This window comes from Methylosinus sp. shoA (assembly GCF_059718125.1).
Window position 1 is genome coordinate 3,751,190 of sequence record NZ_AP046091.1, and the last position, 25,832, is coordinate 3,777,021.

Below are 25,832 nucleotides of genomic sequence, written 5' to 3' on the forward strand. Positions count from 1 at the left end.
TCTGACCGGCGCCGGGGCGAGATCGGGTTATGCGCCATGTTCAAGATCAAGCGAGCCTACGACCCGCCCGAAGCGGAGGACGGGAGGCGGATACTGGTCGATCGCCTCTGGCCGCGCGGGTTGTCGAAGGCGAAAGCCGCGCTCGACGAATGGGACAAGGAGATCGCGCCGAGCGAATCCTTGCGGCGCTGGTACGGCCACAGGCCGGACCGATGGGCGATGTTCAAGGCCCGATATGCGCAGGAGATAGAGGAGAACCACGCCGAGGAGGCGGCCCGCCTGCGCCGGCTCGGCCGGGAAGGCGTGGTGACTTTGCTGTTCGCCTCCCGCGAGCCGGCCATGAACAACGCCGCCGCGCTCAAGGAGATCATCACCGGCCGGCGGCGCGCGTGAGGGGTCACTCCGTGGTGAAGCCCTTGTCGTTCATATAGACGTTCCGGACGCCCTTGCACCAGTCGAGCTTGAAGTCGTCGGCGCCGTAATCGTCCCAGCTGACGCGGAACGGCACGACGCAGGCGCCCTCGTTGCTGAACCAGTCCAAAGCGACGGACTGACCCGGACGCACGCGATCGCGCAGCCAGTTCTCGCTCCAGCGGCCGTTCTGATAAGTGTAGAAGCCGTTGATCGTATATCCTTTCGCCCGGTTGTGGAGGCGAAAGGCGTAGTCACTGGCGAATGCGTCTGCGGCCCAAGCCGCGAGCGCCGTCGAGATCAGCGCCCCGATCGTCTTTTCGATTTCATTCTCACCCCCGAATCGCGCGAGAACCCTCGCGCGTCGGGAGATTAGGCCGGCTAAAGCGTCGGCGGCAACGCCGTTTCGCGCGCCGCCTCGTCGACGATCCCGACCGCCCTCGCGCCGCCGTCCGCCTGGATGAGATCGATCGTCGACAGCTCGGCGAAATCGTCCGACATGGTCTCGGCGTAGGACGCGAGCGCCTGCGCGGCCGAGACGGCGGCGGAATTCGCGGATGTCGAGGACGGCGCTCGCCCGGCGAGCCGCGCGGCTTCGGCGATCTGGTTCTGGATTTCGGCCTGGTTCGCCGCGAACGCCTCGGGGCTCGCGGCGCCGGCGCTGTCCAGCGCGAGGGCTCTGGCGCTCGCCAGCAACTCGTCGATGCTGTCCATCGCCCTCTGTCCCGTCTGAACGGTTTCGACCGTCTCGGCGGCGGAGTCGAGGGCCTCGTGTCGGCTCGAGACCTGCGCCCGCCGGGCCTCGCTCTCGACGAGCGACGCAGGACCATCTCCTCCGCGATCGATCTTCAGTCCGGCGGACAAGCTCTGGAGGCGCGAGTCGAGCGGGCCGACGCTGGTCGCGGCAGCGGAAACGCCGGAAAGAGGGGAAACCATTTCTTGCTCCATTGTCGTGAGCCGCGGCTCCGCGACCGAGGTCCGAAGGATTGATGGCGGGCGAGGCTCGAGAGATCCGGTCAGGCTCCGTAGCGCGGCGCGAGCAGGCTCGCGCTTCTCGGAAGAGCGCCCAGAGACGACGAGAGAAATCGTCACGTCGGGCTCCATCCGTTCGTGGCGGCCGCTGATTTAAGACAAATCTTTTAAGTCGCGGCGTCCGCCGCCACGGCAAATCTCGATGTTTCGGAAAGGCTTTGTTCAGCGGATACGACCCGAGGCCCTGCGCGCTTCTCTCAGCCGCTCGAAATCCGCGCCCGCGTGATGCGACGATCGCGTGAGCGGAGAGGAGGCGACCATCGCGAAGCCTTTCGCGAAGGCGATCGTGCGAAGGGAGTCGAACTCCTGTGGCGTGACGAAGCGCGCCACCGCATGATGCTTTCGGCTGGGCTGCAGATATTGGCCGAGGGTGAGGAAATCGACCTCCGCCGTGCGCAGATCGTCCATCACCTGGAGGATCTCGTTACGCTCCTCGCCGAGCCCGACCATCAGGCCGGATTTGGTGAAGACCGCGGGCTCGAGCTCCTTGACGCGCTGCAGCAGGCGCAGCGAATGGAAATAGCGGGCGCCCGGCCGCACCGTCACATAGAGGGACGGGACTGTCTCGAGATTATGGTTGAACACGTCCGGCCGCGCCGCGACGACCGTCTCGAGCGCGCCCGGCTTGCGCAGAAAATCCGGCGTCAGCACCTCGATCGTGGTCGCGGGACAGGCGGCGCGGATAGCGCGGATCGTCGCGGCGATATGGGCGGCGCCGCCATCCTCGAGATCGTCGCGATCGACCGAGGTGACGACCACATGGGAGAGGCCGAGCCGCGCCGTCGCCTCGGCGACCCGCTCGGGCTCCGAGGGGTCGAGCGGGCCGGGAAGGCCCGTCGCGACATTGCAGAAGGCGCAGGCCCTGGTGCAGACCGAGCCCATGACCAGGAAGGTCGCGTGCCTCTGCTCCCAGCACTCGCCGATGTTGGGACAGGAGGCCTCGCGGCAGACGGTCGAGAGCCCCTGCGCGGCGAGGATGGCGTCGGTCGCGCGGAAAGCGGCCGAGCCCGGCGCCTTGACCCGGATCCACTCCGGCTTGCGCAGGACGGGCGTATCGGGCCGATGCGCCTTCTCGGGATGGCGAGCCGCAGGTTCGCGCTTGCGCGGGTCGTCGTTCAACAGATCGAGAAGAACGGTCATGGGGACGTCCCGCGCGATGTCGGCCGAGGTTCGAAGGCCGGCGCCGTCACGCTTCAAGATAAGCGCGGTCGGCCCGGCCGAGAAGAGCGCGACGCCGCATGCGTGCGCCCCAGTCTTGAAGCTAAACATGAAGATGAAGTAATCTATCCAATTTTTCCAGATAGTTGCGCTCACTTTTTGAAGTTCTGCTTCAGTCTATCAGATATGCTCCACGGCGGTCACGCCGGGGATCGTCATCAATGCGCCGGCGATGTCGGGCGAGACCGAATAGCCTCCCGGCAGCTTGATCTCGATCTCGCTCGCAGCACGCTCCAGCGACACGACGAGCGAGATTTCGCCTTCGCCCCGGGCCGTGAGGCGCGACTTGATCCGGTCCAGAGGCGACGCGTCGCGCAGGAAAATGCGCAGCCCTTTTTGCGCCCGCGCGACCGCGGCGGCGAGCGGCTCGACGGCGGTGATGCGGGCGCGGACGTCCTCGCCGTCGATCGTCGCGCTCAGAGTCACCATGACGGTCGCTCCCTTCTCGAGGAGGTCGCGATATTGGGTCAGCCCCTCCTGGAACAGGATCGCCTCATATTGGCCGCTGTCGTCCGAGAGCAGGACGATGCCCATCTTGGAGCCCGATTTGGTGCGCCGCTCGGTGCGATCGAGCACCACGGCCGCGAGCCGGTCGGCCGTCGCGCCGCGCTTGACCGCCGCGGTGAACTCCGCCCAGCGCGACAGGCGCCGCCGCGCGAGGACCGAGGCGAAGGCGTCGAGCGGATGGCCCGTAAGGAAGAATCCGGCAGCTTCGAACTCGCGCTTCAGCTTCTCCGAAGCCGTCCAGGGCTCGGCCTTGGGCAGGACCAGCTCCTCGGCGGGACCGCCGCCGAACAGGGCGTTCTGGCCGAGCTGCCGGTCCTCGGCGCTGCGATTGGCGGCGGCGAGGATCGTCTCGATCGCCCCCGCCATGCGGGCGCGGTCGCTCTCCAGCTCGTCGAAGGCGCCGCAGCAGGCGAGATTTTCCAGCACTTTCTTGTTGACCTCGCGCGGATTGATCCTGCGCGCGAAATCCGACAGGCTGCGGAACGGCTCGCCGCCCCGCGAGCGCACGATCGATTCCGCCTGTCCCTCCCCGACGCCCTTGACCGCCGACAGCGCATAGCGGATCGCCAGCGCGCCGCCGGCGCCCGGTGCGACGTCGAAGTCGACGCCCGAGCGGCTGATGGAGGGGGGCTCCACGACGATTCCGAGCCGGCGCGCCTCATTGCGGAATTCGGCGAGCTTGTCGGTGTTGCCCTTGTCGAGGGTCATGGAGGCCGCGAGGAACTCGACCGGATAATACGCCTTGAACCAGGCCGTCTGATAGGCGATCAGCGCATAGGCGGCGGCGTGGCTCTTGTTGAAGCCGTAGTCGGCGAATTTGGCCAGAAGGTCGAAGATATCGCTCGCCTTGGCCGGCTCGAGGCCCCGCTCGACGGCGCCGCTCACGAAGCGCTCGCGCTGGGCGTCCATCTCGGCCTTGATCTTCTTGCCCATGGCGCGGCGCAGGAGATCGGCCTCGCCCAGCGAATAGCCGGAGAGGACCTGGGCGATCTGCATCACCTGCTCCTGGTAGATGATGACGCCGAAGGTCTCCTTCAGAATGTGCTCGATCTTGGGATGGATGTAGTTCGGCTCCTCGTCGCCGAGCTTCACCGCGCAATAGGTCGGAATGTTCGCCATCGGGCCGGGGCGGTAGAGGGCGACGAGGGCGATGATGTCCTCGAAATGATCGGCGCGCATGTCGACCAGCGCCTTGCGCATCCCTGCGCTTTCCAGCTGGAACACGCCCACCGTCTCGCCGCGCCCCAGCATCTCGTAAGTCTTCGCATCGTCGAGCGGTATGGCCGCGAGGTCGAAGTCCCCGACGCGCCGGCGCACGAGATCGACGGCGGTGGCGAGCACGGTCAGGGTCTTCAGTCCGAGAAAGTCGAATTTGATGAGGCCGGCCTCCTCCGCCCATTTCATGTTGAACTGGGTGGCCGGCATGTCGGACTTCGGGTCGCGATAGAGCGGGGCGAGCTGCTCGAGCGGGCGGTCGGCGATGACGACGCCGGCCGCATGGGTGGAGGCGTTGGAGTAGAGCCCTTCGAGCGCGCCGGCGATCTTGAACAGGCGCGCGACCTTCTCGTCCTCGGCGATCGCCTCGCGCAGCTTCTGCTCGCCGGCGACCGCATCGGCGAGGCTCACCGGCTTGGCCGGGTTCTGCGGCACGAGCTTCGCCAGCTTGTCGACCTGGCCGAGCGGCATCTCCAGCACGCGGCCGACGCTGCGCAGCACGCCGCGCGCGAGGAATGAGCCGAAGGTGATGATCTGCGCCACCCGCTCCGCGCCATAGCGGTCGCGGACATATTCGATGACCTCCTCGCGCCGCGACTGGCAGAAGTCCACGTCGAAATCCGGCATGGACATGCGCTCTGGATTGAGGAAGCGCTCGAAGAAGAGGCCGAAGCGCAGCGGATCGAGATCGGTGATGGTCAGCGCATAGGCGACGAGCGAGCCGGCGCCCGAGCCGCGCCCAGGCCCCACCGGAATCCCCTTGGATTTCGCATATTTGATGAAGTCGGAGACGATCAGGAAGTAGCCGGGGAAGCGCATCTTCTCGATCGTGTCGAGCTCGAAGGCGAGCCGGACCTCGTAATCCTCGCGCGTCTGGCCCGGCGCCGGCGGATGGGCGGCGAGCCGCGCGTCGAGGCCTTGGAGCGCCTGACGGCGCAATTCCCGCGCCTCGATCTCCTCGAGAGATTCGTCGCCCCCCTCCCCGTCCCGCATGAAGCGCGGCATGACCGGCTTGCGCTTCGTCGGCCGCACGGCCACGCGCCGCGCGATCTCCACGGTCGCGCCCGTCGCCTCGGGCAGATCGGCGAAGAGGTCGAGCATCTCCTCGCGCGTCTTGAAATAATGCTGGGGCGACAGCCGCCGTCGCTCGACGACGCTGGTCACCGTCCCTTCGGCGATGCAGAGGAGCGCGTCATGAGCCTCGAAATCCTCGGCAGTCGCGAAAAACGGCTCGTTGGTCGCAACGAGCGGCAGACCGCGCCGGTAGGCGAGATCGAGCAATTGCGGCTCGACGCGGCGCTCGTGATCGAGCCCATGGCGCTGCAGCTCGACATAGAGGCGGGCGTCGAACAGGCGCTCCAGCGCGGCGAGCCGGGCGCGCGCCTGCTCCGGCCGGCCGCGGGCGAACAGCGTATCGAGGCCGCCTTCCGGCCCGCCGGTGAGCGCGATCAGTTCGCCGCTGTTCGCCTCCAGATGGTCCAATGTCACATGCGGCGCTTCGCCGAGCTCCGGCCCCAGAAAAGCGCGGGTCGCGAGACGCATCAGATTGGCGTAGCCCGCCTCCGATTTGGCGATGAGGACGATATTGCCGCGCCCGTCCTCGGAGGCGCTCCGAGTCCCGTCGCTGAAATCGACGGTGAGCTGAAGGGCGGGAATGGGCTGGAGCCCGGCCTTGGCCGCCTTTTCGGAAAATTCCAGCGCGCCAAAGAGGTTATTGCTGTCGGTGATCGCCAGCGCCGGCATTTTGTCCCGCTCGGCGAGCGCGATGAGACGCGCGATCGTCAGCGCGCCTTCACGCAGCGAAAAGGCCGTGTGCACATGCAGATGGACGAAGCCGACCCCCGCGCCAGCGCTCATGCCTTCGCTCCCGACCCGATCCGACGCCGATTGTCATATCGCTCCGCAGCAGAGGGATTCGCAATCGGGGGAGCGGCGAGACGGCCGCTTACGCACAGGCTTCGGCCAGCCCAGAAACGACAATGCCGAGCCGGACGCGCCGGCTCGGCATTGTTCGGAACGCTTCGAGGACGCGTCGAGCCGCCGGCTCACTCGGCCGAGGTATAGACCTTGGACGCGGCCGTCTCGACCGGCTTGAACGCTTCCTTGGCGAGGCTGGAATAGAGCTCGCCCAGCTTCGTCGCCTCGGCGATGAAATCCTCATAGGCGCCTTTGGCGAAGTCCGACTGCAGCTGGATGGCCTCGTCGATCTTCTTGACGCCGATCAGCTTCTCCGCCAGCAGGCGGCTCTTCTCGAACGACTTTTTCGAATAGTCGGTGGCCTCGGCGGCGATCGTCTGCCAGCCCTTGGTCACGGCCGCGGCGGCGGCGGACACGGCCTCGAATTGCTCCTTGCCCAGCTGCTGAACGCTCTCGAATGTGGCAACCATCGGTGTCGTCCTCGTGTCGCTTGCGCGGCGCCGCCCCATGGCGAACGTTCCGCACGCTCTCATTGACGACGCGATCTTATATGCGATGCACAATCCAAGTCAATACGTATGTTGCGATGCAAAACCAGGCGAGAGAAATCATTTCGCCTTAACTCGGGGGTAACCTCACATTCCTAGCATTGTAATCATGTGTCTTTTCGGCAACGCAGCGACGGGCGGAGCCGAGACCGTGACAAATATCGGGATCGCGATCAATGACGAACGGCAATGTCGCCAGCCGGCTCATGCAGCGCAAATGGGCCGTTTTTCGTATCGCCGCCCTGGCGGCGCTCCTGGCCGCCGTCTTCTCTCTTCCGGCGGAAGCTCGTCGTCATCATGGACGCGGCCATCATGCGTCGGCCCTGCGGCACGCGGCTCATCATCGGGGGGGAGCACATCTCGCCCATGCGGCCCGGCGCGGCGGCGGTCCGGCCTTCGCGGCGATCGTCGTCGACGCCAATACGGGACGCGCGCTCTATGGCAGGAACGAGAACGAGCTGCGCCATCCCGCCTCCATCACCAAGGTGATGACCCTCTATCTTCTGTTCGAGCAGCTCGAGAAAGGCCGGCTGCGGCTCGACTCGCCGCTGGTGATCTCGGCCCATGCCGCGGCGCAGGCGCCGACCAAGCTCGGCCTCCCCCCGGGGCAGACGATCGACGTCGAGAACGCCATCAAGGCCGTCGTCACCAAATCGGCCAACGACATCGCCGTGGCCATCGCCGAGAACATCGCCGGAGACGAGGACACATTCGCCGAGCTGATGACACGCAAGGCGCATTCGCTCGGCATGAGCCGGACGCATTACGCCAACGCCTCCGGCCTGCCCAATGACGCGCAGGTCACCACCGCGCGCGACCTCGCGGTGCTGGGACGGGCGATCCAGGACCGCTTCCCCCGCTATTACCGCTATTTTTCGACCTACAGCTTCACCTACCGCGGGCAGTCGCACCGCAACCACAATCATCTGCTCGGACAGATCGAGGGCGTCGACGGCATCAAGACCGGCTACACGCGCGCCTCCGGCTTCAACCTGTTGAGCTCGGTGCGCCGCAGGGGGCGGCATATCGTCGCCGTAGTGCTGGGCGGAACCTCGGGACCCGCGCGCGACCGCATCATGGCCGGCCTCATCGCCGAGCATATCGGCGAAGGCGATCAGGTCCGCACCGCGCGCGCCGTCACCGAGACCGACGCGCCCGCGTCCGCCCCGGCGACGAGCGACGCGGCCGAAGAGGACCAAGGCGCGGCGCCCGCCCCGGCGCCCCGAGCCGCGGTCGTGGCTCCGCTGGCGCTGGCTCCCATTGCGGCGGCGCCGGCCGTTCCGACGCCGAGCAAGACCGACAAGATCCGCCCGGCCTTCGTGCCCGGCGGACAGAAGCGCGCCGAGGAGGCGGACGAAGCCGCGGGATCACGGCCCGGGCGCCGCGAGAGCGCGCATGCGGCGACGGACGGCTCGACCAACACGCGTCCCGGACGCATTCGCGAAGCGAACGCCGCGACCACCCCGGCCGCGACGCCCCGGGCTCCGGAAAAAGACGCCTCCGTCTCCGCGCATTCCGGCGAGGCCGCCGAGAGCCAGAAGGCCGAGACCCGGCGTCCGCCGAATGTCGGCTGGATGATCCAGATCGGGGCGACCGACGACGCCGACAAGGCGCAGGAACTGCTCTCCCGGGCTCGCGCCAAGGGCGTCCCGGCGACGGCCAAGCCCTTCACCGAGAAGGTTCACAAGGGAAAGGAGACCCTTTGGCGCGCCCGCTTCGCCGGGCTCGAGGAGAAGAGCGCGGAAAGCGCCTGCAAGACGCTGAAACGCTCTGGATTTTCCTGCTTCGCGACCAAGAACTGAGACCGTTCAGAACCAAACCATTTTCCGTAAGAAGCGTAAACGCGTGAGCACGAGAGCCGAGTTCAATGATGACGCCGCATGAGGACTTCCTTGGCTTCGTTGACCCGGGCCGCGAGATCGGTCGTCCCGCCATGGTCCGGATGAAGCTTCTTCATCAGATCGCGATGCGCCCGCGCAATGTCCTGGCGCGCCGCCCCTTTCTTCAGGCCCAGAATTTCATAGGCCTCATCTTCCGTAATCGTGCCGTTGCGGCGGCCCGGTCCGACGCCAGGCTCCGCGCCCCCAGAGTCGCTTCGACCGTCTCCTGTCTGACGCCATCCGGGAAACCGGCGGTCGAAATACACCTCTAGAAGGCGCGCGCCGTCCGCGTCGACGCCGCGGCAGGTGCGGTAGAGCTCCATCAGCGCCGACTTGGTCAGCGCGTCCAGGCGCTTGCCCTCGTCCTTTCCGGCGAGGATCACGCCGCGGACGGCGCCGCTCGCGTGATCGAGCTCCATCTCGATCATCGCCGAGCGCACGCGCGAGACGCCGGGCCCGGTCGTTCCGAAGCGCGTTACGCCGCGCGTCAGCGCGCCGATCACCCAGGCGCCGACCGAGATCAGGAACAGTCCGGCGTCGATGCGCCCGCGCAGGATGAAGAACAGGCCGAGCGCGACGGCCCCTGCGCCCCCCGCCTGCTTGACGAGCCTCGCCAGCGCCGCCGGCGGGCGCGCGGGTGAAGGCGCGAAGGGCGTAGAGAGTGACGACCAATGCGAGAAAACCGATCAGAATGGGCATCGAAGCGCGCTCCTCACCCCATCTGCGCCAACAGGAGCCGCGCCGCTTCTTCGCCGGCGCCGGCGCGGCGCTCGAGCGCCGGCCGGCCGCCCGCGGCATAGGCGGCGGCGGCGGCGAGAAGCTCGGCGAGACGGCGCGGCGCCGACGCGTCGAAAGCGGCGTAGGCGCCGCCGGAGAGCCGGGCGATCTCGCGGAAGGCGGCGCCCGCCGCAGCATCGCGGCCCTCGTGAAACATGAAGGCCTTCACGCCGACGAGGCCGAGACGCCCGGCGAGCACGCACAATCCGTCGGCGTTCTCCTCCATCGCGTCGCCGACATAGACGAGCGCGCCGACTCGCTGCGCGCCGGCTTCGTCCAGCGTGTGACGGAGAACCTTCCCGATCTGCGTCTGCCCGCCGCGGCAGGAGATCTTCGACATCAAAGACGCGAGCCCCCGCCCGCCGTCGACGAAATGCGACGCGCGGCATTCGCCGAAGCCGCGGAAGAACACGAGCTGCACGCGCAGGCCGCCGAGCGAGGCCGCCGTCTCGAACATGCGTCCCTGGATCGATTGCGCCAGATCCCAGGTGGGCTGGCGGCTCATGGTGGCGTCGAGCGCGAAGATCAGCCGGCCGCATTCGTCCGGAGCGCCGACGGCGACGCGCCGGGCCGTCTCTATGAACGCGTCCACCGCCTCCGAACCTGCGGAGCGCGGAAGCGTCGCCTTGCCCACGTCATCGATCACGGAAGTTCACGTCGCGTCTCTGAATGTCTATATCAGATCGGGCGAACCTGCGGAATGACAAGAGGCGCGAGCCTCGCCGAGACTTCATCCGCCGTCCCCGCCGGGGGAGGATAGACAAGAACCTCTTCTCCAGGAACAGAAAAATCGCGCCGTCTCGCGGCGCCGGACGAAAGCGATGACCGATCACGCCTCTCCTCATGCCGCGGCCCGCATCGCCGCCCTGCCCGGCGAGCCGAGCGCCGACATTCAGGCGCTGATGGCGCGGTTCGCGCGCCGCCTCGCGGATTCCGGCGCGCGCGTCGCCGGCGTCACGCAGACGCGCATCGTCGACTCCGCCACGGGGCGCAGCCGCATCGCGCTGCGCGACGTCGGCAGCGGCGCGCTCGCCGCCATCTCCCAGGATCTCGGGCCGGGCTCCGTCGCCTGCAATCTCGACTCGGGCGAACTGGCGCAGGCTTGCGCCGCGATCGAGCGCGCCGCGGCCTCGGGCCTCGATCTCGCCGTCATCAGCAAGTTCAGCAAGCAGGAGGCCGCGCGCGGCGGCTTCGCCGACGCCTTTCGCGCGGCGATCGCCGCCAAGGCTCCGGTCGTCACCGCGGTGTCCCCACATTATCTCGACGAGTGGCGCGATTTCGCCGGCTCGCTCGCCGAATTCCTCGAGCCCTGCGACGCGGCGCTGGAGAATTGGTGGCGGCGCCTTCGCGCGCCTCCCGTCGCATCGGTCCGAAGCGCCGATCCGACAGGCCGGAGGGACCTATGCCCAAGTCGATCGTCGTGACCGTGCCGCACGAGCTCGGCGCCGAAGTCGCCCGCAAGCGGGTGGCGGAGGGAATCGAGCAACTGCGCAGCGCCTATGTCGAAAAGATCGCCCATTCGGAAATCGTATGGGCCGGCGATCGCGCCGATCTGAAGGTCGTCGCCTTCGGCCAGACGACGACGGCGCGCATCGACGTGCTGAACGATTCCCTGCGCATCGAGGTGTTCCTGCCCTGGATCGTCTCGGCGCTCGCCGGACGCGTCCAGGAGGCGCTGGCCGCGAGCGCGGAGAACGCGCTGCGCATCGAGCACAAGCCGCCGAAAGGCTGAGCGCGCGTCAGCGCGCGGCCTCCCGCCGGCGATAATGCTGAACGCGCGTCGCGCGCAGCCCGGGCACGCCGTGCCGATCGATGAATTTGCGCCAGGTCTCGAATTCGTCGACCGTCAGCGCGTAGCGCCGGCAGGCCTCCTCCAGCGAGAGGCGGCCGTCGCGCACCGCCTCCACCACTTCCGCCTTGCGGCGAACGACCCATCGCGTCGACGGCGAAGGCAGCGCCGACGGCGGACTCGATATATCTCGGACGCCGGCGTCTTCGGCGCCGGCCGGAGGAAACGTCGTCATGCCGCCCATCCGCGCCTTCGCTCCGCATGACATCGCGGAGCCCTGTCGGTCGAACGATCATTTTCGTCAAAGGTGAATAATCATTTAAGCGAAGAGTTCGCTTAACCACGTTCGCCACGGCGACGTCCGCGCTCGCCGACGATCGACTAGGATGAGGGACGACACGCAGGAAAGGCTTTTTCTCATGCTCAAGATTCCGCTGATCGCCGCCGCGATTCTCGCCGCCTCTCCCGCCGCGGCGAACGACGCGTCCGGCGTCGGCGGGCCGGACGATCCCGTCCTCTCCGAGCCGCAGGCTCGCGTCACCGAGCGGCGCCGTCGCCGAGAGCCGCGGCGCCGCTCTCACGGCGCCGACGTCCTTCCCGGCTATGGCGCGGCCGACGCCTATTCGGGAGCGGCGGTCGGCGAGTGGAATTACGGCCGGCCGCAGCAGGAAGCGCCGGCGCCCTCGCCGCGCGGGCTGCACAATGGCCTCTGGTATTACTGAGCCGCGGCCGATCCGCCGCGCGGCATGCGGGCGACGGCGGCGCCGACGATCTCCAGCGCAATGGCGAGCAGCGCCTCCGCGTCATTGGGCTTGACGAAGACCTTGTCCGCGCCGGCGCGCATCGCCTCCTCGTGGATCGCGGGCGCCGTCGAGGTCGTCAGCACATAGACCGGCAGATCCTTGAGCAGCAGCGAGCGGCGCAGCGACTTCAGAAATTTGACGCCGTCGAGCCGCGGCATGTTGAGATCGAGCACCAGCACATCCGGAAGCTTGTCGGTGATCTCCTCGCGCGAGACCAGGAAGATCGCGTCCAACCCATTGTCCACCTGCTCGCATTCGATCTCGCGGTTCAGAATGGAGCGCGCCGAATCCAGCGCCCGCTTGAAAAGGAAGACGTCGTCCTGATCGTCCTCTATGATCAAAACCCGGCAAGCGCGTTCCTTCGTCTCGACAGGGGGCATCGGAATCACCATCTCCTAGGCGCGCTCGCTCCTTCGGCACGGACGAGAAAACGCGATCGCCCTCGGGCGGTTATCGAGCGCGAAGGGCCCGCACGGCAAGGGGTGCGCGATGAGTTTCGACAGTATAGGCGACGATCACTTCCGCCTCGCGGTAGAATCGGCGCCGGCGGCGATGATCGTCAGCGACGCCTGCGGAACGATCCTGTTCGTCAATGCCGAGACCGAGCGAATGTTCGGCTATGGTAGCGGCGAACTGATCGGAAAGTCCATCGATATTCTGGCGCCTCCGCGAATGCGCGCCGCACACGCCACTTTGCGCCAGAGCTTCCACGCCGCGCCCAGCAAGCGGCCGATGGGCGTCGGGCGAGACCTGAAGGCGGCCCGGCGCGACGGCAGCGAGTTTTCGGTCGAGATCGGGCTGACGCCGATCGAGACCGAGAGCGGCCTCGTGGTGCTCGCAACCGTGCTCGACATCACCGCGCGGCGAGAAGCCGAAAGCGCGCTGTCGCAGCGCGCGCTCGAGCTCGAGCGCGCCAACGAGCGGCTCGCGCAATTCGCCTATGTCGCCTCGCACGATCTGCAGGAGCCGCTGCGCAAGATCGCCGCTTTCTCCGACATTCTCGAGCACGCGATCGCCTCGTCCAACGAGACGGACATGACCTACGCCAATACTGTCATGCGCAGCTCGGCGCTCCGCGCCCGCGAGCTCATCGACGATCTGCTCACCTATTCGCGCGCGATCAACGACGCGCAAAATCTGCAGAGCCTCGACCTGCGCGAGGAAATCGAGCGCGCGCTCGACGACCTCTCCGAGGCGGTCGCCGAAACGCATGCGACGATCACGGTCGAGGCGCCGCATGTGGCCTTCGAGGCGGACCGCTCGCAATTTGTGCGGCTGACTCAGAACATCGTCTCCAACGCGCTCAAATATCGCAAGGAGGACGAGCCGCCGCGCGTGCGCATCTTCACGCGGTCGTCGGAGCCCGGCCTGATCGTGATCGGCTTTTCCGACAACGGCATCGGCTTCGAGAGCAAATATGAGCAGATCGTCTTCGAGCCGTTCAAGCGCCTGCATCCCAAGGCGCGCTATCCCGGCACGGGCATCGGCCTCGCGATCTGCAAATCCATCGCCGACCGCCACCGATGGAAACTGTCGGTCACGTCGCAGCCGGGAACGGGGTCGACGTTCTATGTGGCGATTCCGGTGAATGAGAAGTGAGCAGTGAGTAGGACGCCCACGCTCGCTACTCTCTACTCCAGAGAGGCTTCCATGATCGACCTCCACTACTGGCCCACCCCCAACGGCCACAAGATCACGATCTTTCTCGAAGAGGCGGGTCTGGACTATCGCATCGTTCCGGTCGACATCGGCAAGGGCGAGCAGTTCCGGTCCGCGTTTCTGGCCATCTCGCCCAACAACCGCATGCCGGCGATCGTCGACCATAAGCCCGCCGACGGCGGCGCTCCGCTCTCGGTGTTCGAATCCGGCGCGATCCTCGTCTATCTCGCCGAAAAGACCGGCCGCTTCCTGCCGAAGGACGCGCGTTCCCGCGCGGCCGTTCTCGAATGGCTGTTCTGGCAGGTCGGCGGCCTCGGGCCCATGGCCGGACAGAACCATCATTTCCGCAATTACGCGCCGGAAAAAATCCCCTACGCCATCGACCGCTACGTCAATGAGACAAACCGGCTCTACGGCGTGCTGGACCGGAGGCTGAAGGGCCGAGACTTCCTCGCCGAGGATTATTCGATCGCCGATATGGCCGCCTATCCCTGGATCGTTCCGTTCGAGGCGCAGGGGCAAAATCTCGACGATTTCCCCGATCTGAAACGCTGGTTCGAAGCCCTGCGCACACGGCCGGCCGTCGTCCGCGCTTATGCGAGAGGCGAGGCCCTTCGCCGTCCCTCCGCCTCGGGCTTCACCGAGGCGGAGCGCAAAATTCTGTTCGGCCAGACCGCCGCGAGCGTGCGGCGCGGCGAGTGACTTTTCACTCGCCGTTCTTCGCCGGGACGGCGAGGCGGCGCTTCTTGCGCCGCCAGGACACGAAGAAGATGCAGGCCACGACGACATTTGCGCCGATCATGGCTTTGTCGGACCAGGTCAGAAAGCCCCAGATCGTTTCTATAGTCGACACCTCTCCCTCCTCTCCGAACGCTTCGACGCGCTCTTCTCTTCGTTCTTCGCCGCCGCGCGGCGGCGCGCGAGACTACGCCCAACCGCGCGGCGGATAAAGGCCGCTCACCCGGCGCGCAGCAGCCGCACCGCCTCGTCGCGCTCGAACAGATAGAGGAGAATGCGCAGCGCCTCGCCGCGCGGGCTGGAGAGATCCGGGTCGCGCCGCAGGATCAGCTCGGCGTCGTCGCGGGCCGTGGCGAGCAGCCGCGCATGGGCCGAAATATCGGCGAGGCGGAAGCCCGGCAGCCCCGACTGGCGCGAGCCGAGGATCTCCCCCTCCCCGCGCAGGCGCAAATCCTCCTCGGCGATGCGAAAGCCGTCCTCGGTCTGGCGCAGCATGACGAGCCGCGCCTTGGCCGTCTCGCCGAGCGGACCCTTGTAGAGCAAGAGGCAGGAGGATTTTCCCGAGCCGCGTCCGACGCGGCCGCGCAGCTGATGCAATTGCGCGAGGCCGAAGCGCTCGGCGTGCTCGATCACCATCACCGTGGCCTCGGGCACGTCGACGCCGACCTCGATCACCGTGGTGGCGACGAGGATGCGCGTCGTCCCCTCCTCGAACGCCTCCATCGCCGCGTCGCGCTCCGCGCCCTTCATGCGGCCGTGGACGAGGCCGACGATCCCGCCGAAGATGCGGGTGAGATCGTCGTGGCGGTCCTGCGCGGCGGCGAGGTCGAGCTCCTCATTCTCCTCGACCAGCGGACACACCCAATAGACGCGCGCGCCGGAAGCGAGAGCGCGGCGCACGCCCTCCACCACATCGCCGATGCGCGAGACGGGCAGCGCGCGCGTGTCGACGGGCGTGCGGCCGGGCGGCTTCTCGTCGAGGACGGAATTGTCCATGTCGCCGAAACAAGTGAGCGCGAGCGAGCGCGGAATGGGCGTCGCGGTCATCACCAGAACGTCGGCCGCCTCCCCCTTGGCGCCGAGCGCGAGGCGCTGCTGCACGCCGAAACGATGCTGCTCGTCGACGACGGCGAGGCCGAGATCGGCGAAGGCGAGATCGCTCTGCACGAGCGAATGCGTGCCGACGACGATATCGACATCGCCTTTCGCGATCGTCTCGTGCAACCGTGCGCGCGCCGACGGCTTGGCGCGGCCGGTGAGCAGAACGAGGCGCAGGCCGGCGCGCTCGGCGAGCGGGGTCAAGCGTTCGTAATGCTGGCGCGCGAGGATTTCCGTCGGCGCCATCAGCGCCGCCTGCCGCCCGCATTCGACGACGCTCGCCATGGCGAGCAGCGCGACGATGGTCTTGCCCGAGCCGACGTCGCCCTGCAGCAGGCGCAGCATGCGCCGCGGCGAGCCGAGATCGGCGCGAATCTCCTCGAGCGCGCGCTTCTGCGCGCCGGTCAGCGCATAGGGAAGCGCCGCCTCGATCGCCCGCGCCAGGCGTCCGTCGCCGGCGTTCTCGCGGCCGGGCAAGCGCCGCATCTTGGCGCGCACGAGGCGCAGCGCCAGCTGTTGCGACAGCAGTTCGTCGAGCGCCAGGCGCTGGCGCGCCTTGCTCGTCGGCTCGATGTCGGCGCGGGACTTCGGATGCTGCGCCTCGCGCAGCGCGGCGGCGAAATCCGGCAGCTTGTTGGCCGCGAGCGCCGAAGGGTCCTGCCATTCGGGCAGAGGCGGCAGGCGCTCGAGCGCGCCCTCGACGGCGCGCTGCACGAAGCGCTCCTGCAGGCCTTCGGTGAGGCCGTGGACCGCTTCGGCGGGCGGCAGCCTGGCGATCCCCGCCTCGTCCAGCACGCGGTCGGGATGGACGATCTGCCGGCGTCCATCATAGAGCTCGAGCTTGCCCGACACCCAGCGCGTCGCGCCGACGGGCAGGCTGCGTTCGATCCAATCGGCGTTGGCGAGAAAGAAGACCAGCTCCGCATCTCCGGTGTCGTCCTCGACCAGCACCTTGAAGGGCGCCTTGGAATAACGCCCCTGCGGCTTGCGATGCTCGGCGACGCGCACCTTCAGCACGACGATCTGGTCACAGGGCGCCTCGGCGATGGTCGGGCGCAGGCTGCGGTCGAGCAGATTGATCGGCAGATGGAAGAGAATGTCGACGAGGCGCGTCTCCTTGCCCGGCGCGGCGAGCAGCCGGTCGAACAGCTTGGCGGTCTTGGGGCCGATCCCCGGCAGAGCGGCGGCGCGGCCGAACAGCGGATCGAGAATGGAGGGGCGCATGGCGCGCCTTTTTCCTCCATCGCCGGCGCTTTGTCATGCCTCGCGTGGCCGCTGCGAGATCCGAGGCCGGCATCGGCGCCCCTCTTCTCTACCCCATCTCTTGCTCGTGGCGCGCGATCTGCAAGCGCCGTCCGACCGCAGGAGGAAAGGTGACCCACGGCGTCGACCTGCTGACCACCATCGCCGCCGCGCTCGGCCTCGCTCTCGTCATGGGGCTCGTCGCGGTGAAGCTGCGGCTGTCGCCCCTCGTCGGCTATCTCGTCGCGGGCATGATGCTCGGCCCGGGCACGCCGGGATTCGTCGCCGACGTCGCGCTCGCCGACCAGCTCGCCGAGATCGGCATCATTTTGCTGATGTTCGGCGTCGGACTGCATCTCTCGCTCGCCGACCTGCTCTCCGTCCGCCGCGTCGCGGCGCCCGGCGCCTTGGCGCAGATGACGATCGCGACGGCGCTCGGCGTGGGCCTCGCCTCCGCCTGGGGCTGGAGTTTCGGCGCGGCGCTGGTGCTCGGCCTCTCGCTCTCTTGCGCTTCGACGGTCGTGCTGCTGCGCGCGCTCGACGAGCGCGACGAGCTGGAGACGATCGACGGCCGCATCGCGGTCGGCTGGCTCGTGGTCGAGGATCTCGCCACTGTGCTGCTGCTCGTGCTGCTGCCGGTCTTCGCGGATCTGCTCGGCGCGGCGAATGGCGCGAAACTCGATTTGTGGCCCATCGTCGGCATGACGCTCGCCAAGGTCGTGGCTTTTCTCGTGCTGATGCTGGTGATCGGACGGCGCTTGTTCCCGCGGCTGCTGTTCTGGGTGGCGGGCTCCGGATCGCGGGAATTGTTCACGCTCTGCGTCGTCGCCTCGGCGATCGGCGTCGCCTACGCCTCGGCCAAGATGTTCGACGTCTCCTTCGCGCTCGGCGCCTTCTTCGCGGGCATGATGATGCGCGAATCGGAGTTCAGCCATCGCGCCGCCGACGAGACTTTGCCGCTGCGCGACGCCTTCTCCGTGCTGTTTTTCGTATCGGTCGGCATGGCCTTCAATCCGCACGCCTTCGTCGACGAGCCGTTGCGCGTGCTCGCCGTGCTCGCCATCGTGATGATCGGCAAGACGCTGGCGGCGGTCGGCCTCACGCTGCTCTTCCGCTATCCGCTGGACACGGCGCTGACGGTCGGCGCGAGCCTCGCGCAGATCGGCGAGTTCTCCTTCATTCTCGCCGGCCTCGGCGTCTCGCTCGGCCTGCTCTCGCCGGAGGGGCGCAATCTCGTGCTCGCCGGCGCGCTCGTCTCCATCGCGCTCAACTCTTTCGTCTTTACGGCGATCGAACCGCTGCGCGCACGGCTCGGACGCAGCGCGAGGCGCGCCGATCCGCTCGCCGAACTGCCCGCGAGCATCGACGACTCGCGCCTTTCCGGCCAGATCGTGCTGGTCGGCTACGGCCACGTCGGCCGCCGCATCGGCGAGACCTTGCTGGAGTGGGGCGTCCCCTTCGTCGTCATCGAGCAGAACCGCGAGCTGGTCGAGGCTCTGCGCGCGCGCGACATTCCGGCCGTGTGCGGCGACGCTTCCGAGCCCGCTTCGCTCGTCCAGGCGCATATCGCGCGAGCGAGCGAGCTGATCGTCGCGACGACCACCGACACTTGCGATCTGCAGAACATGATCGCCGCCGCCCGCCGGGCCAATCCGATGCTGCGCGTCGCATTGTGCGCCCGCGACGAGGCGGAGGCGGAGCTCCTGGAGAGCGAGAAGATCGGCCGCGTGTTCATGCCGGAGACGGAGCTCGCGCTCGGCATATTGAACTATCTGCTCGACCGCCTCGAGAAGAAGGCGTGAGCGCCTATTCGCCTATTCGATCTCGACGTCGAAGCTCGGCGCGCCGGCTGCGCCGCGAAACGCGTAATGCCACCATTCGGTCGGCAGGTTTTCGAAGCCGTGGCGGCGCATCAGCGTTTCGAGCCGCCGGCGATGCTCGCGCGCCTCCTCGCTCACATCGGCGTTGGCGGTCCAGGAGCGCTCGTCGAAATAGTCGAAGGGCGTGCCGAAATCCCAGCCGAGGACGCCGAGGTCCACCGCGAGGCCGGTCGAATGAGCGGATCTTTCGGCTATATAGCCGCGCGCGAACAGGTCGCGCTTGTTCTCGTGCGGATAATATCGCGCCTTCATGCTCTCGTCCGGGCTCTTCGCCCAGTCGATGAACGCCGAGACGGCGCGGCGGGGCCGGTAGCAATCGTAGACGATCAGCTCGAAGCCTTGCGCTGTCGCCTCGGCCTGCGCTGCGACGAGCGCCCGCGCCGCATCCTCGCGCAACCAGCATTGCGGCGCCTTGTAGCCAGGCACGGGGCGGCCGGTGAAATTATCGGGCCCTGCATAGCGCATGTCCTGCACGATCCGCGGCGCGATGTCGGCGAGCCGAACGAAGCCCGGCGGCAGTGCGGCCGCGGCCGCGGAGCAGGCGATGCAGGCGCCGGCTGCGGCGGCGATGTCGCGGGTGGTTTTCGAGGTCATGCGGCGCGGGTCCGGCGTTGACGGCGGCTCGGCGCAGTCTTAACCCGAAGCCAAGAGAGATCAAAGGCCATCGCATCAAAGGCGAGATCGACCCATGCTCATTCGCGGCGAGGCGGCCGACGACTGCTCACGAATTCGCAGCGTCGTGGACGCCGCCTTCGAGCGCATGCCCTTCAGCAATGGGAAGGAAGGCGGGCTCGTCGACGCGCTGCGCGACGCCGGCGCCCTCACGTTCTCGCTCGTCGCCGAGGAGGCGGGCGCGATCCTCGGCCATGTCGCCGTTTCGCCGGTCTCGACGGCGCGTCGCTCGGCTGGTTCGGGCTCGGCCCGGTCGCGGTTCCGCCCGCGCGCCAAAATCGGCGCATCGGCTCCGACCTGATCGACGCCGCCTTGTCGAGGCTGCGCGCGTCGGGCGCGGCCGGATGCGTCGTCTTCGGCGAGCCGCGCTATTACGGCCGCTTCGGCTTCCGGACTCGTGCAGGGCTGTGCTTCGCCGGCGGTCCGCCGGAGCTCTTCATGGCGCTCGCCTTCCGGCCGCCGGCGCCGCTCGGCGTCGTCGACTATCATCCGCTGTTCGCCTTGGTCGCATGACCGCGTGGAGGCCGCGGGCGAAATCGAATCTCACTTCTTGTCGCCGCCGAACGCCGCGAAGCGCACCATCACGTCGGTCCCGTCGGCCGGCGGCGAGGCGAGCCGGGCGCGAAAGGCCATCGTTTCGCCGGGCGCGAGCCGCGACTTGGGCGGCGTCTCGGTCCAGACATAGCGGTCGCGCCCATCCGCGCCGCGCACGGCGAGCGCCACTTTCGGCACGCGATTGGCCTCCTGGCGCAGATTGACGATCTCGCCCTCGACGGTCAGCACCTTGCGTGAACCCTCCTCGGCGACCTTGGAGGTGACGGAGCGTAGATCGAGGCCGAACAAATTGACCTTCAGCCCCGCGGCCGAATAGAGCCCCGCCGCCGCCGGCGCGAGACGCACGATGCGCTCGCGCAAGCCGATGAGCCCCATGGCGCCGATCATCACGGCGATTGCGGCGGCGATCATCGGCAGGCGGCTCGGCCGGCGCTGTTGCCAGGGCTCCGCCTCCGGCGGCGGGGCGCGCCAGAGGCGCGCATGGGCGCGTTCCCAGTCCGCGAGCGCTGCTTGCGCGCTGGCGGGCTCGTTCGGCCCGAGGCCGTCGAGAGCCGGATAAAGGGGAATGGGACGCTGAGCGATCGGTTCGCGCATGGCCGGCCTCCGAGCCGCCGCCGGCGCGCAAAAATCGGGCGCCGGTCTTCTTCATTAGCGCGCGATATGGTTAAGAGCGCGTGAACTGCTAAGGTTCGACTGGTGATTCTGACGCCGCTTCGTTAACGGAAGGCGCTCTTGCTGAGCTTCGAAGACGTCGGGCTGCGGTATGGGACGGGAAACGAGATCCTCAGCGATCTCAGCTTCACCGTCGAGCCGCGCTCCTTTCAATTTCTCACTGGGCCGTCAGGCGCCGGCAAGACGACGCTGCTCAAGCTCGTCCTGATGTCGCTGAAGCCGACGCGGGGACGAATCACTCTGTTCGGCCAGGATGCTGCGACGCTCGACAAGGACGAGATAACCGACATCCGGCGGCGCATAGGCGTCGTCTTCCAGGACTTCCGCCTGCTCGATCATCTCTCCCTCTACGAGAATGTGGCGCTCCCGCTGCGCGTCATCGGCCGCGGGGAGGCGAGCTATCGCGCCGAGGTGCTGGAGCTGCTGCGCTGGGTCGGCCTCGACAATCGCATCACCGCTTTGCCCAGCGTGCTGTCGGGGGGAGAGAAGCAGCGCGCCGCGATCGCGCGGGCGCTGATCGTGCGGCCCGAGCTGCTGCTCGCCGACGAGCCGACCGGCAATCTGGACCCGACGCTCGCGCGCCGGCTCCTGCGCCTCTTCATCGAATTGCACAAGAGCGGCACGTCGGTGGTCATCGCCACCCATGATCTCGCGCTGATGGATCAATATGAGGCCGCGCGTCGGCTGGTGCTCGCCGACGGCCGCCTGCATGTCTTCGAGTGAGGCGCGCATGATTCGAGCGATCCTGGCGCGCCGGACGATGATCGAGACGAAGGACGAGGAAGCGGCCGTCCCACTCGACGAGGCGCTCGCGCGCGAGACGCCCCTCGTTCCGACCTTCTCGATCGCCGGGCGTTCGCTCGTCATCGTCATCGCCATCATGACCTTCCTCGCGGCCCTCGCCGCCGGCGCGGCGCTGCTCGTCGCCGACGCCAGCGTCGACTGGCGGCGCGAGGTGGCGCGCGAGGCGAGCGTGCAGATCCGTCCGGTCGCCGGCCGCGACGTCGAAGCGGATGTCGTGCGCGCGACGGCCATCCTCGTCGCGACGGAGGGCGTGCGCGACGTGAAGGTCTACACCAAGGCGGAATCGGAGGCGCTGCTCGCGCCCTGGCTCGGCCAGGGGCTCGACTTCGCCGAGCTGCCCGCGCCCCGCATGATCGTGCTCAAGCTCGACGAGGAGAAGCGCGCCGATCTCGATCATTTGCGCCGAGAGCTCGCCGAGCAGCTTCCCAACGCCGCGCTCGACGATCACAGACTCTGGGTCGAGCGTCTCGGGCAGATGGCGGGCGCCGCCGTCGCCGTGGCGGCGCTGATCTTCGCGCTGATCGTCGTCGCCGCCGGCCTCACCGTCGCCTTCGCGACGCGCGCCGCCATGGTGGGCAACCGCGAGATCATCGAGGTGCTGCATCTCGTCGGCGCCGCCGATCGCTATATCGCCCGCCAGTTCCAGCGGCGCTTCGTGGCGCTCGGCCTGCGCGGCGGACTGATCGGCGGCGGCTGCGCCATGGCCTTTTTTCTTCTCGCCGGCTATCTCGCCGATCATTGGACGGCGACGCCCGGCGGCGACCAGATCGAGGCCATGTTCGGCAGCGTCTCGCTCGGTCCGCTCGGCTTCGCCGTCATTGCGGCGATTTCGGCGGCGGCGGGACTGCTCACCGGATTCATGTCGCAGGAGATCGTATTCCGCCAGCTGCGACGGCTGCAGTAGTCGGCGGGAGTCGATCGCCCTCTGGACAGTCTCCGCCGTCGCTCACACATTTCGCCAAAGGTCGCATCGCGCGACGAATCTGGGACGGAACGCGCGTGGCAACTGCCTCCGGAGCGCAGAAACGACGGCGATCGGCAGCGCCGAAACGCGCCGCGACGCTGATTCTTTGTCTGACGGGCTTCATCGTCTCCGCCTTTGTCGCGGGCTTCATCGGCTTCGCCCTGTCGCTCGAGCGCGCCGAGCCGGTCCTCACCGTGCAGGCCGAAGGGGTGGTCGTTCTGACCGGCGGGTCCGACCGCATCCAGGAAGCGGCGGAGCTTCTCGCGCGCGGGCAGGCGCGCCGACTGCTCATCACCGGCGTGAACAAAACCACCCGCGGCGCCGAGATCGCCAAGCTCTTGCCGGTCTCGCGGCAATTGTTCGATTGCTGCGTCGACCTCGGCTATGAGGCGCTGGACACGGCGGGCAACGCCGCCGAGACGCGCGAATGGGCCGAAGCGCGCGGCATTCGCGGCTCGCTCATCGTCGTCACGTCCAATTATCACATGCCCCGCGCCCTGGTGGAGCTGTCGGCCGCCCTGCCCGGCGTCGAGCTCTACCCCTTTCCCGTGGTGAGCGGGCATGTGCGGGTCGCCGACTGGCTCGACGACATGAGCGTCGCGCGCCTCATCGGCGCCGAATATGTCAAATATCTCTATGCGCTGGCGCGCACCCGTCTGATCGATGGCGGATCCTCCGCCACGTCGGCCGCGCGGAGCGGAGCAATGGCCGAGGTCGACCCTGCCCCTGCGTCGCAGCCGCCGCCAATTTTGCCGCGGCCGGAAATGCGCTAGAGAACGCCTCGACCGGATCCACTCGTCAGGCGCCCAAATGCTGTTCCTGCGCTCGCTGCTGTTCAATATCGTCTTCTTCACCAATATGGCCGTGCTGATGCTGATCTGGCTCCCGGCCCTGGTCATGCGGCGGCACGCGTCCATGGCTCTCGGCCGCGCCTGGGGACGCACGTCTCTGTGGTGGCTGGAGAAAATCGTCGGGCTGAAGGTCGAGTTCCGAGGGCTCGAGAATATTCCGAAAGGCGCGGTCATCGTCGCCTGCAAGCATCAGTCGATCTGGGACACTTTCGTGCTGCCGCTGCACTTTCCCGACTTTTCCTACATATTGAAGCATGAGCTGGTCTATATTCCCTTCTTCGGCTGGTATCTTCTGGCCGCCGAGCAGATCGCCATCGATCGCGCCAAGGGCGGGCGGGCGCTGCCGCAGATCACGCGCAAAGCCAAGGCTTTGTTCGCCCAGGGCCGGCAATTGTTCATCTTCCCCGAAGGAACGCGCCGCCCGGTCGGGGCGCCGGCGCAATATAAGTTCGGCGTCGCGCATCTCTATCACGAGACCGGCGCGTCCTGCCTGCCCGTGGCGCTCAATTCCGGCCTGTTCTGGCCGCGCCGGTCCTTTCTGATCCGCCCCGGAACCGTCGTCCTCGAATATCTGCCGCCGATCGAGCCGGGCCTCGAGCCCAAGCTCTTCTTCGAGCGGCTGCAGGAGACGATGGAGGCCGCGACCGAGCGTCTGATCGAGGAAGCTGTCGCGCGCGACCCTGCTCTCGGCGAGATCGTCGCGCGCAACCGCGCCGCCGCGGCGACGGCCTGAAGTATTTTCGGAGCCTCGGGAAAGGCTGGGCGAAGGCGATGACCGATCTACGCACGCCTCTCGAAGAGCTGGCCGCGCTTCTACCCGCGAAGGGCCGGCTGATGGGGCTCGATGTCGGAACGAAAACCATCGGCCTCGCGCTCTCCGACGTGGAGCGCCGCCTCGCTTCGCCCTTGGAGACGATCCGCCGCGGCAAATTCGCGGCCGACGCCGATCGTCTCGGCGCGCTCGCAGCGCAATTCGACGTCGCGGCGTTGATCGTCGGCCTGCCGCTCAACATGGACGGATCCGAAGGCCCGCGGGCGCAAGCGACGCGGGCCTTCATGCGCAATTTCGGCGCGCGGAGCGCGCTGCGCTACGATTTCTGGGACGAACGGCTCTCGACCGCCGCCGTCACCAGAGAGCTGCTGGCGCAGGACGCCTCGCGCGCCAAGCGCGCCGCAGTCGTCGACCGCATGGCCGCCGCCTATATTCTGCAAGGCGCCCTCGACAGGCTCCGGCGCCTCGCGTCGCCCGGCTAGACGAGCCGGCTCACCACCAGCCGCCGCGACGCCAGCCCCAGCCGCCACCCCCCCAACCGGGCCCGCCCCAGCCGCCGCCGCCGCCGAAGCCGATGTTCAGCGCGCCGCCGAGCAGGCCGGCGCCGGCGCCGAGGATGCCGCCGCCGCCGCCGCCGTAGCCGCCGCCATAGCCCGGATAGGTCACCGCCACGACCGGCACCGCCACCGCCGTGGCGACCGGCGCCGCCACATAGGCCGTGCGGCGCTCGACGATGTAGCGCGTGCGCGGAACGACATAGGCCGTGCGGCGCTCGATGATCTTGCGCACGTAAACGGTCCGATGCTCGATCTTGCGCGGCGGGCAGTAATGGGCGGAGCGGCCGGCATAGGCCGAGCGGCCGCGATAGTGCACGGACTCGGTCGCCGCGGGCGGAGCCGCCATCGCCGCATCGGCGAGACCGACCGGACCCGCGAGAGCGGCGCTCCCGCCGGCGAAGCATATCACGGCGCCGGTCGCGCCGAGCATCGACAACTTGGCAATCTTGCTCATGACTGAGGCCTCCTCGTGTTGGCCAGGCTCTGCCCCCCGTCTCCCCGCCGCCCCGAGGGACGACGAGACCGCTGCTCGCGGCGCTCACCCATGCCGGCGACGCCGGCGGAGAGATCAGCGCCGGAGACGAAGATCCGATTGTCGACGATGACGCCGATGCGTCCGGGTCGCGGCCGCGGCGGAATGCGACGCGGCGGGCTCGCGAAAGCGCGAGACGATGCCGAAGCCCAAGCGAACACCCATATGAGACCCCCAAGCGCAGCTCTAGAAAAATCAAATCATCCCGGTTGCATCCCGTGAACGATGTCGCGGGTCACCGGGAACTAACGCGCCTCTCTCGCGCGTCCAGCCCCGGGGAGAATCGAAAGCGGCTGCGCCTGCCGGGCAGCTCCTCCCGAATTTCAATCATAGGTTGTATTTGAGACAGGGCCGCCGAGGCTCGCTCCAGTCAAAAACAAGGTGGCTCAGCGCAGCCTCGAGCGCGTTGACAAGTCGCCTCGCGGCTGGCAAATTTCGACTATAAGTTGAAAGTTGGATTGGCGCGGCGCCGCCGCGGAATGAAATGAGCGAGAACATGGACGTTCCTCCCGCACGCCCGGCCATGGAGACGACGACGGCGTCGCTCGCCTCCTACATCGCCGAGATGGCGGCGGAGCTCGCGACGATGGCGGAACGCGCCGATCTCGCGATGCTCGGCTATTTTCTCAGGCTCGCGCGCGTCGAGGCCGAGAACAGAGCGCGCGAACTCGCCTCGTCCGCGCCGACCGTCGACAAATCCGGCAACGCATAGCACGAGCGATCGAGGTCGCCTCTCGCC

General features: G+C 67.8%; 30 protein-coding genes. 16 read left to right on the top strand and 14 right to left on the bottom strand.

Annotated elements, in window-relative coordinates; genetic code table 11:
- Window positions 1-36 precede the first annotated feature (36 nt).
- Window positions 37-393 (top strand): DUF488 domain-containing protein, encoded by a 357-nt coding sequence (locus tag AC6IW9_RS17390; RefSeq protein ID WP_497765382.1) that lies wholly within the window; start codon window positions 37-39, stop codon window positions 391-393.
- Window positions 394-397: 4 nt separating this feature from the next.
- Here AC6IW9_RS17390 and AC6IW9_RS17395 read toward each other — a convergent pair whose 3' ends face one another.
- From AC6IW9_RS17395 to AC6IW9_RS17415, 5 genes are all read right to left on the bottom strand, one after another.
- Window positions 398-565: a hypothetical protein gene (locus tag AC6IW9_RS17395; RefSeq protein ID WP_497765385.1), complete on the bottom strand. Its 168-nt coding sequence runs from the start codon at window positions 563-565 to the stop codon at window positions 398-400.
- A gap of 227 nt (window positions 566-792) precedes the next feature.
- The gene (locus AC6IW9_RS17400; RefSeq protein ID WP_497765387.1) at window positions 793-1,347 is read right to left on the bottom strand and encodes a flagellin N-terminal helical domain-containing protein; all 555 of its coding nucleotides are present in this window, start codon (window positions 1,345-1,347) and stop codon (window positions 793-795) included.
- 258 nt (window positions 1,348-1,605) lie between these two features.
- The gene (gene lipA / locus AC6IW9_RS17405; protein ID WP_497765389.1) at window positions 1,606-2,583 is read right to left on the bottom strand and encodes a lipoyl synthase; all 978 of its coding nucleotides are present in this window, start codon (window positions 2,581-2,583) and stop codon (window positions 1,606-1,608) included.
- Between the two features lie 198 nt (window positions 2,584-2,781).
- A complete protein-coding gene (gene dnaE, locus AC6IW9_RS17410) occupies window positions 2,782-6,240 on the bottom strand; it encodes a DNA polymerase III subunit alpha (RefSeq protein WP_497765391.1) in 3,459 nt (1,152 codons plus the stop codon).
- Window positions 6,241-6,428: 188 nt separating this feature from the next.
- Window positions 6,429-6,770, bottom strand: a complete 342-nt coding sequence (locus AC6IW9_RS17415; protein ID WP_497765393.1) for a phasin family protein — start codon at window positions 6,768-6,770, stop codon at window positions 6,429-6,431.
- Between the two features lie 254 nt (window positions 6,771-7,024).
- Between AC6IW9_RS17415 and AC6IW9_RS17420 the strand changes: the two genes are divergently transcribed.
- A complete protein-coding gene (locus AC6IW9_RS17420; protein WP_497765395.1) occupies window positions 7,025-8,650 on the top strand; it encodes a serine hydrolase in 1,626 nt (541 codons plus the stop codon).
- A 62-nt stretch (window positions 8,651-8,712) separates the two neighbouring features.
- Here the strand turns inward: AC6IW9_RS17420 and AC6IW9_RS17425 are convergent, their stop codons facing one another.
- Both AC6IW9_RS17425 and AC6IW9_RS17430 read right to left on the bottom strand, forming a co-directional pair.
- Window positions 8,713-9,231, bottom strand: a complete 519-nt coding sequence (locus AC6IW9_RS17425) for a DnaJ domain-containing protein (protein ID WP_497765397.1) — start codon at window positions 9,229-9,231, stop codon at window positions 8,713-8,715.
- Window positions 9,232-9,440: 209 nt separating this feature from the next.
- The gene (locus AC6IW9_RS17430) at window positions 9,441-10,151 is read right to left on the bottom strand and encodes a VWA domain-containing protein (RefSeq protein ID WP_497765400.1); all 711 of its coding nucleotides are present in this window, start codon (window positions 10,149-10,151) and stop codon (window positions 9,441-9,443) included.
- 175 nt (window positions 10,152-10,326) lie between these two features.
- On the opposite strand from AC6IW9_RS17430, the gene AC6IW9_RS17435 reads away from it, so the two are divergent.
- Both AC6IW9_RS17435 and AC6IW9_RS17440 read left to right on the top strand, forming a co-directional pair.
- Complete coding sequence (locus tag AC6IW9_RS17435; protein WP_497765402.1) at window positions 10,327-10,929, top strand: DUF2478 domain-containing protein; 603 nt, start codon at window positions 10,327-10,329, stop codon at window positions 10,927-10,929.
- The gene (locus tag AC6IW9_RS17440; protein WP_497765404.1) at window positions 10,908-11,237 is read left to right on the top strand and encodes a polyhydroxyalkanoic acid system family protein; all 330 of its coding nucleotides are present in this window, start codon (window positions 10,908-10,910) and stop codon (window positions 11,235-11,237) included. The genes AC6IW9_RS17435 and AC6IW9_RS17440 overlap by 22 nt, the downstream gene beginning before the upstream one ends.
- A gap of 7 nt (window positions 11,238-11,244) precedes the next feature.
- Here AC6IW9_RS17440 and sciP read toward each other — a convergent pair whose 3' ends face one another.
- The gene (gene sciP, locus AC6IW9_RS17445; RefSeq protein WP_497765406.1) at window positions 11,245-11,529 is read right to left on the bottom strand and encodes a CtrA inhibitor SciP; all 285 of its coding nucleotides are present in this window, start codon (window positions 11,527-11,529) and stop codon (window positions 11,245-11,247) included.
- A gap of 184 nt (window positions 11,530-11,713) precedes the next feature.
- Here sciP and AC6IW9_RS17450 point away from each other — a divergent pair, with 184 nt between their 5' ends.
- A complete protein-coding gene (locus tag AC6IW9_RS17450) occupies window positions 11,714-12,016 on the top strand; it encodes a hypothetical protein (protein WP_497765408.1) in 303 nt (100 codons plus the stop codon).
- On the opposite strand, the gene AC6IW9_RS17455 is transcribed toward AC6IW9_RS17450, so the two are convergent.
- Window positions 12,010-12,489, bottom strand: coding sequence for a response regulator (locus AC6IW9_RS17455; RefSeq protein ID WP_497765410.1), 480 nt, complete (start codon window positions 12,487-12,489; stop codon window positions 12,010-12,012). The two genes, AC6IW9_RS17450 and AC6IW9_RS17455, sit on opposite strands and share 7 nt — an antisense overlap.
- Window positions 12,490-12,586: 97 nt before the next feature.
- Between AC6IW9_RS17455 and AC6IW9_RS17460 the strand changes: the two genes are divergently transcribed.
- Both AC6IW9_RS17460 and AC6IW9_RS17465 read left to right on the top strand, forming a co-directional pair.
- Window positions 12,587-13,696 (top strand): sensor histidine kinase, encoded by a 1,110-nt coding sequence (locus AC6IW9_RS17460; RefSeq protein WP_497765412.1) that lies wholly within the window; start codon window positions 12,587-12,589, stop codon window positions 13,694-13,696.
- A 51-nt stretch (window positions 13,697-13,747) separates the two neighbouring features.
- Window positions 13,748-14,458, top strand: coding sequence for a glutathione S-transferase N-terminal domain-containing protein (locus AC6IW9_RS17465; RefSeq protein ID WP_497765414.1), 711 nt, complete (start codon window positions 13,748-13,750; stop codon window positions 14,456-14,458).
- Window positions 14,459-14,462: 4 nt separating this feature from the next.
- On the opposite strand, the gene AC6IW9_RS17470 is transcribed toward AC6IW9_RS17465, so the two are convergent.
- Both AC6IW9_RS17470 and recG read right to left on the bottom strand, forming a co-directional pair.
- Window positions 14,463-14,609: a hypothetical protein gene (locus AC6IW9_RS17470; protein WP_497765416.1), complete on the bottom strand. Its 147-nt coding sequence runs from the start codon at window positions 14,607-14,609 to the stop codon at window positions 14,463-14,465.
- A 104-nt stretch (window positions 14,610-14,713) separates the two neighbouring features.
- Window positions 14,714-16,816 (bottom strand): ATP-dependent DNA helicase RecG, encoded by a 2,103-nt coding sequence (gene recG, locus AC6IW9_RS17475; RefSeq protein ID WP_497765418.1) that lies wholly within the window; start codon window positions 16,814-16,816, stop codon window positions 14,714-14,716.
- Window positions 16,817-17,025: 209 nt separating this feature from the next.
- Between recG and AC6IW9_RS17480 the strand changes: the two genes are divergently transcribed.
- Window positions 17,026-18,636 carry a cation:proton antiporter domain-containing protein gene (locus AC6IW9_RS17480; protein WP_497772550.1) on the top strand — a complete coding sequence of 537 codons (1,611 nt, stop codon included), beginning with the start codon at window positions 17,026-17,028 and terminating at the stop codon, window positions 18,634-18,636.
- 12 nt (window positions 18,637-18,648) lie between these two features.
- Here the strand turns inward: AC6IW9_RS17480 and AC6IW9_RS17485 are convergent, their stop codons facing one another.
- On the bottom strand, window positions 18,649-19,308 hold the full coding sequence (locus tag AC6IW9_RS17485; protein WP_497765420.1) for a M15 family metallopeptidase: 660 nt from the start codon (window positions 19,306-19,308) through the stop codon (window positions 18,649-18,651).
- A 94-nt stretch (window positions 19,309-19,402) separates the two neighbouring features.
- Here AC6IW9_RS17485 and AC6IW9_RS17490 point away from each other — a divergent pair, with 94 nt between their 5' ends.
- Window positions 19,403-19,687 (top strand): GNAT family N-acetyltransferase, encoded by a 285-nt coding sequence (locus AC6IW9_RS17490; RefSeq protein ID WP_497765422.1) that lies wholly within the window; start codon window positions 19,403-19,405, stop codon window positions 19,685-19,687.
- 11 nt (window positions 19,688-19,698) lie between these two features.
- Entirely contained in the window at window positions 19,699-19,899 is a 201-nt protein-coding gene (locus AC6IW9_RS17495) for a hypothetical protein (RefSeq protein ID WP_497765424.1), read from the top strand.
- Between the two features lie 30 nt (window positions 19,900-19,929).
- On the opposite strand, the gene AC6IW9_RS17500 is transcribed toward AC6IW9_RS17495, so the two are convergent.
- Entirely contained in the window at window positions 19,930-20,535 is a 606-nt protein-coding gene (locus AC6IW9_RS17500; protein WP_497765426.1) for a hypothetical protein, read from the bottom strand.
- 138 nt (window positions 20,536-20,673) lie between these two features.
- On the opposite strand from AC6IW9_RS17500, the gene ftsE reads away from it, so the two are divergent.
- The 5 genes from ftsE to ruvX all read left to right on the top strand — a co-directional run bounded on the left by ftsE (window position 20,674) and on the right by ruvX (window position 24,486).
- Window positions 20,674-21,336: a cell division ATP-binding protein FtsE gene (gene ftsE, locus AC6IW9_RS17505; RefSeq protein WP_497765428.1), complete on the top strand. Its 663-nt coding sequence runs from the start codon at window positions 20,674-20,676 to the stop codon at window positions 21,334-21,336.
- Window positions 21,337-21,343: 7 nt separating this feature from the next.
- Entirely contained in the window at window positions 21,344-22,321 is a 978-nt protein-coding gene (locus AC6IW9_RS17510; protein ID WP_497765430.1) for a cell division protein FtsX, read from the top strand.
- Window positions 22,322-22,416: 95 nt separating this feature from the next.
- The gene (locus AC6IW9_RS17515; RefSeq protein ID WP_497765434.1) at window positions 22,417-23,154 is read left to right on the top strand and encodes a YdcF family protein; all 738 of its coding nucleotides are present in this window, start codon (window positions 22,417-22,419) and stop codon (window positions 23,152-23,154) included.
- A gap of 37 nt (window positions 23,155-23,191) precedes the next feature.
- Window positions 23,192-23,965: a lysophospholipid acyltransferase family protein gene (locus tag AC6IW9_RS17520; RefSeq protein ID WP_497765437.1), complete on the top strand. Its 774-nt coding sequence runs from the start codon at window positions 23,192-23,194 to the stop codon at window positions 23,963-23,965.
- Between the two features lie 38 nt (window positions 23,966-24,003).
- Complete coding sequence (ruvX, locus tag AC6IW9_RS17525; protein ID WP_497765440.1) at window positions 24,004-24,486, top strand: Holliday junction resolvase RuvX; 483 nt, start codon at window positions 24,004-24,006, stop codon at window positions 24,484-24,486.
- A 10-nt stretch (window positions 24,487-24,496) separates the two neighbouring features.
- Here ruvX and AC6IW9_RS17530 read toward each other — a convergent pair whose 3' ends face one another.
- The gene (locus tag AC6IW9_RS17530) at window positions 24,497-25,015 is read right to left on the bottom strand and encodes a hypothetical protein (RefSeq protein WP_497765443.1); all 519 of its coding nucleotides are present in this window, start codon (window positions 25,013-25,015) and stop codon (window positions 24,497-24,499) included.
- A 574-nt stretch (window positions 25,016-25,589) separates the two neighbouring features.
- On the opposite strand from AC6IW9_RS17530, the gene AC6IW9_RS17535 reads away from it, so the two are divergent.
- On the top strand, window positions 25,590-25,805 hold the full coding sequence (locus tag AC6IW9_RS17535; RefSeq protein WP_497765446.1) for a hypothetical protein: 216 nt from the start codon (window positions 25,590-25,592) through the stop codon (window positions 25,803-25,805).
- Window positions 25,806-25,832: the final 27 nt, after the last annotated feature.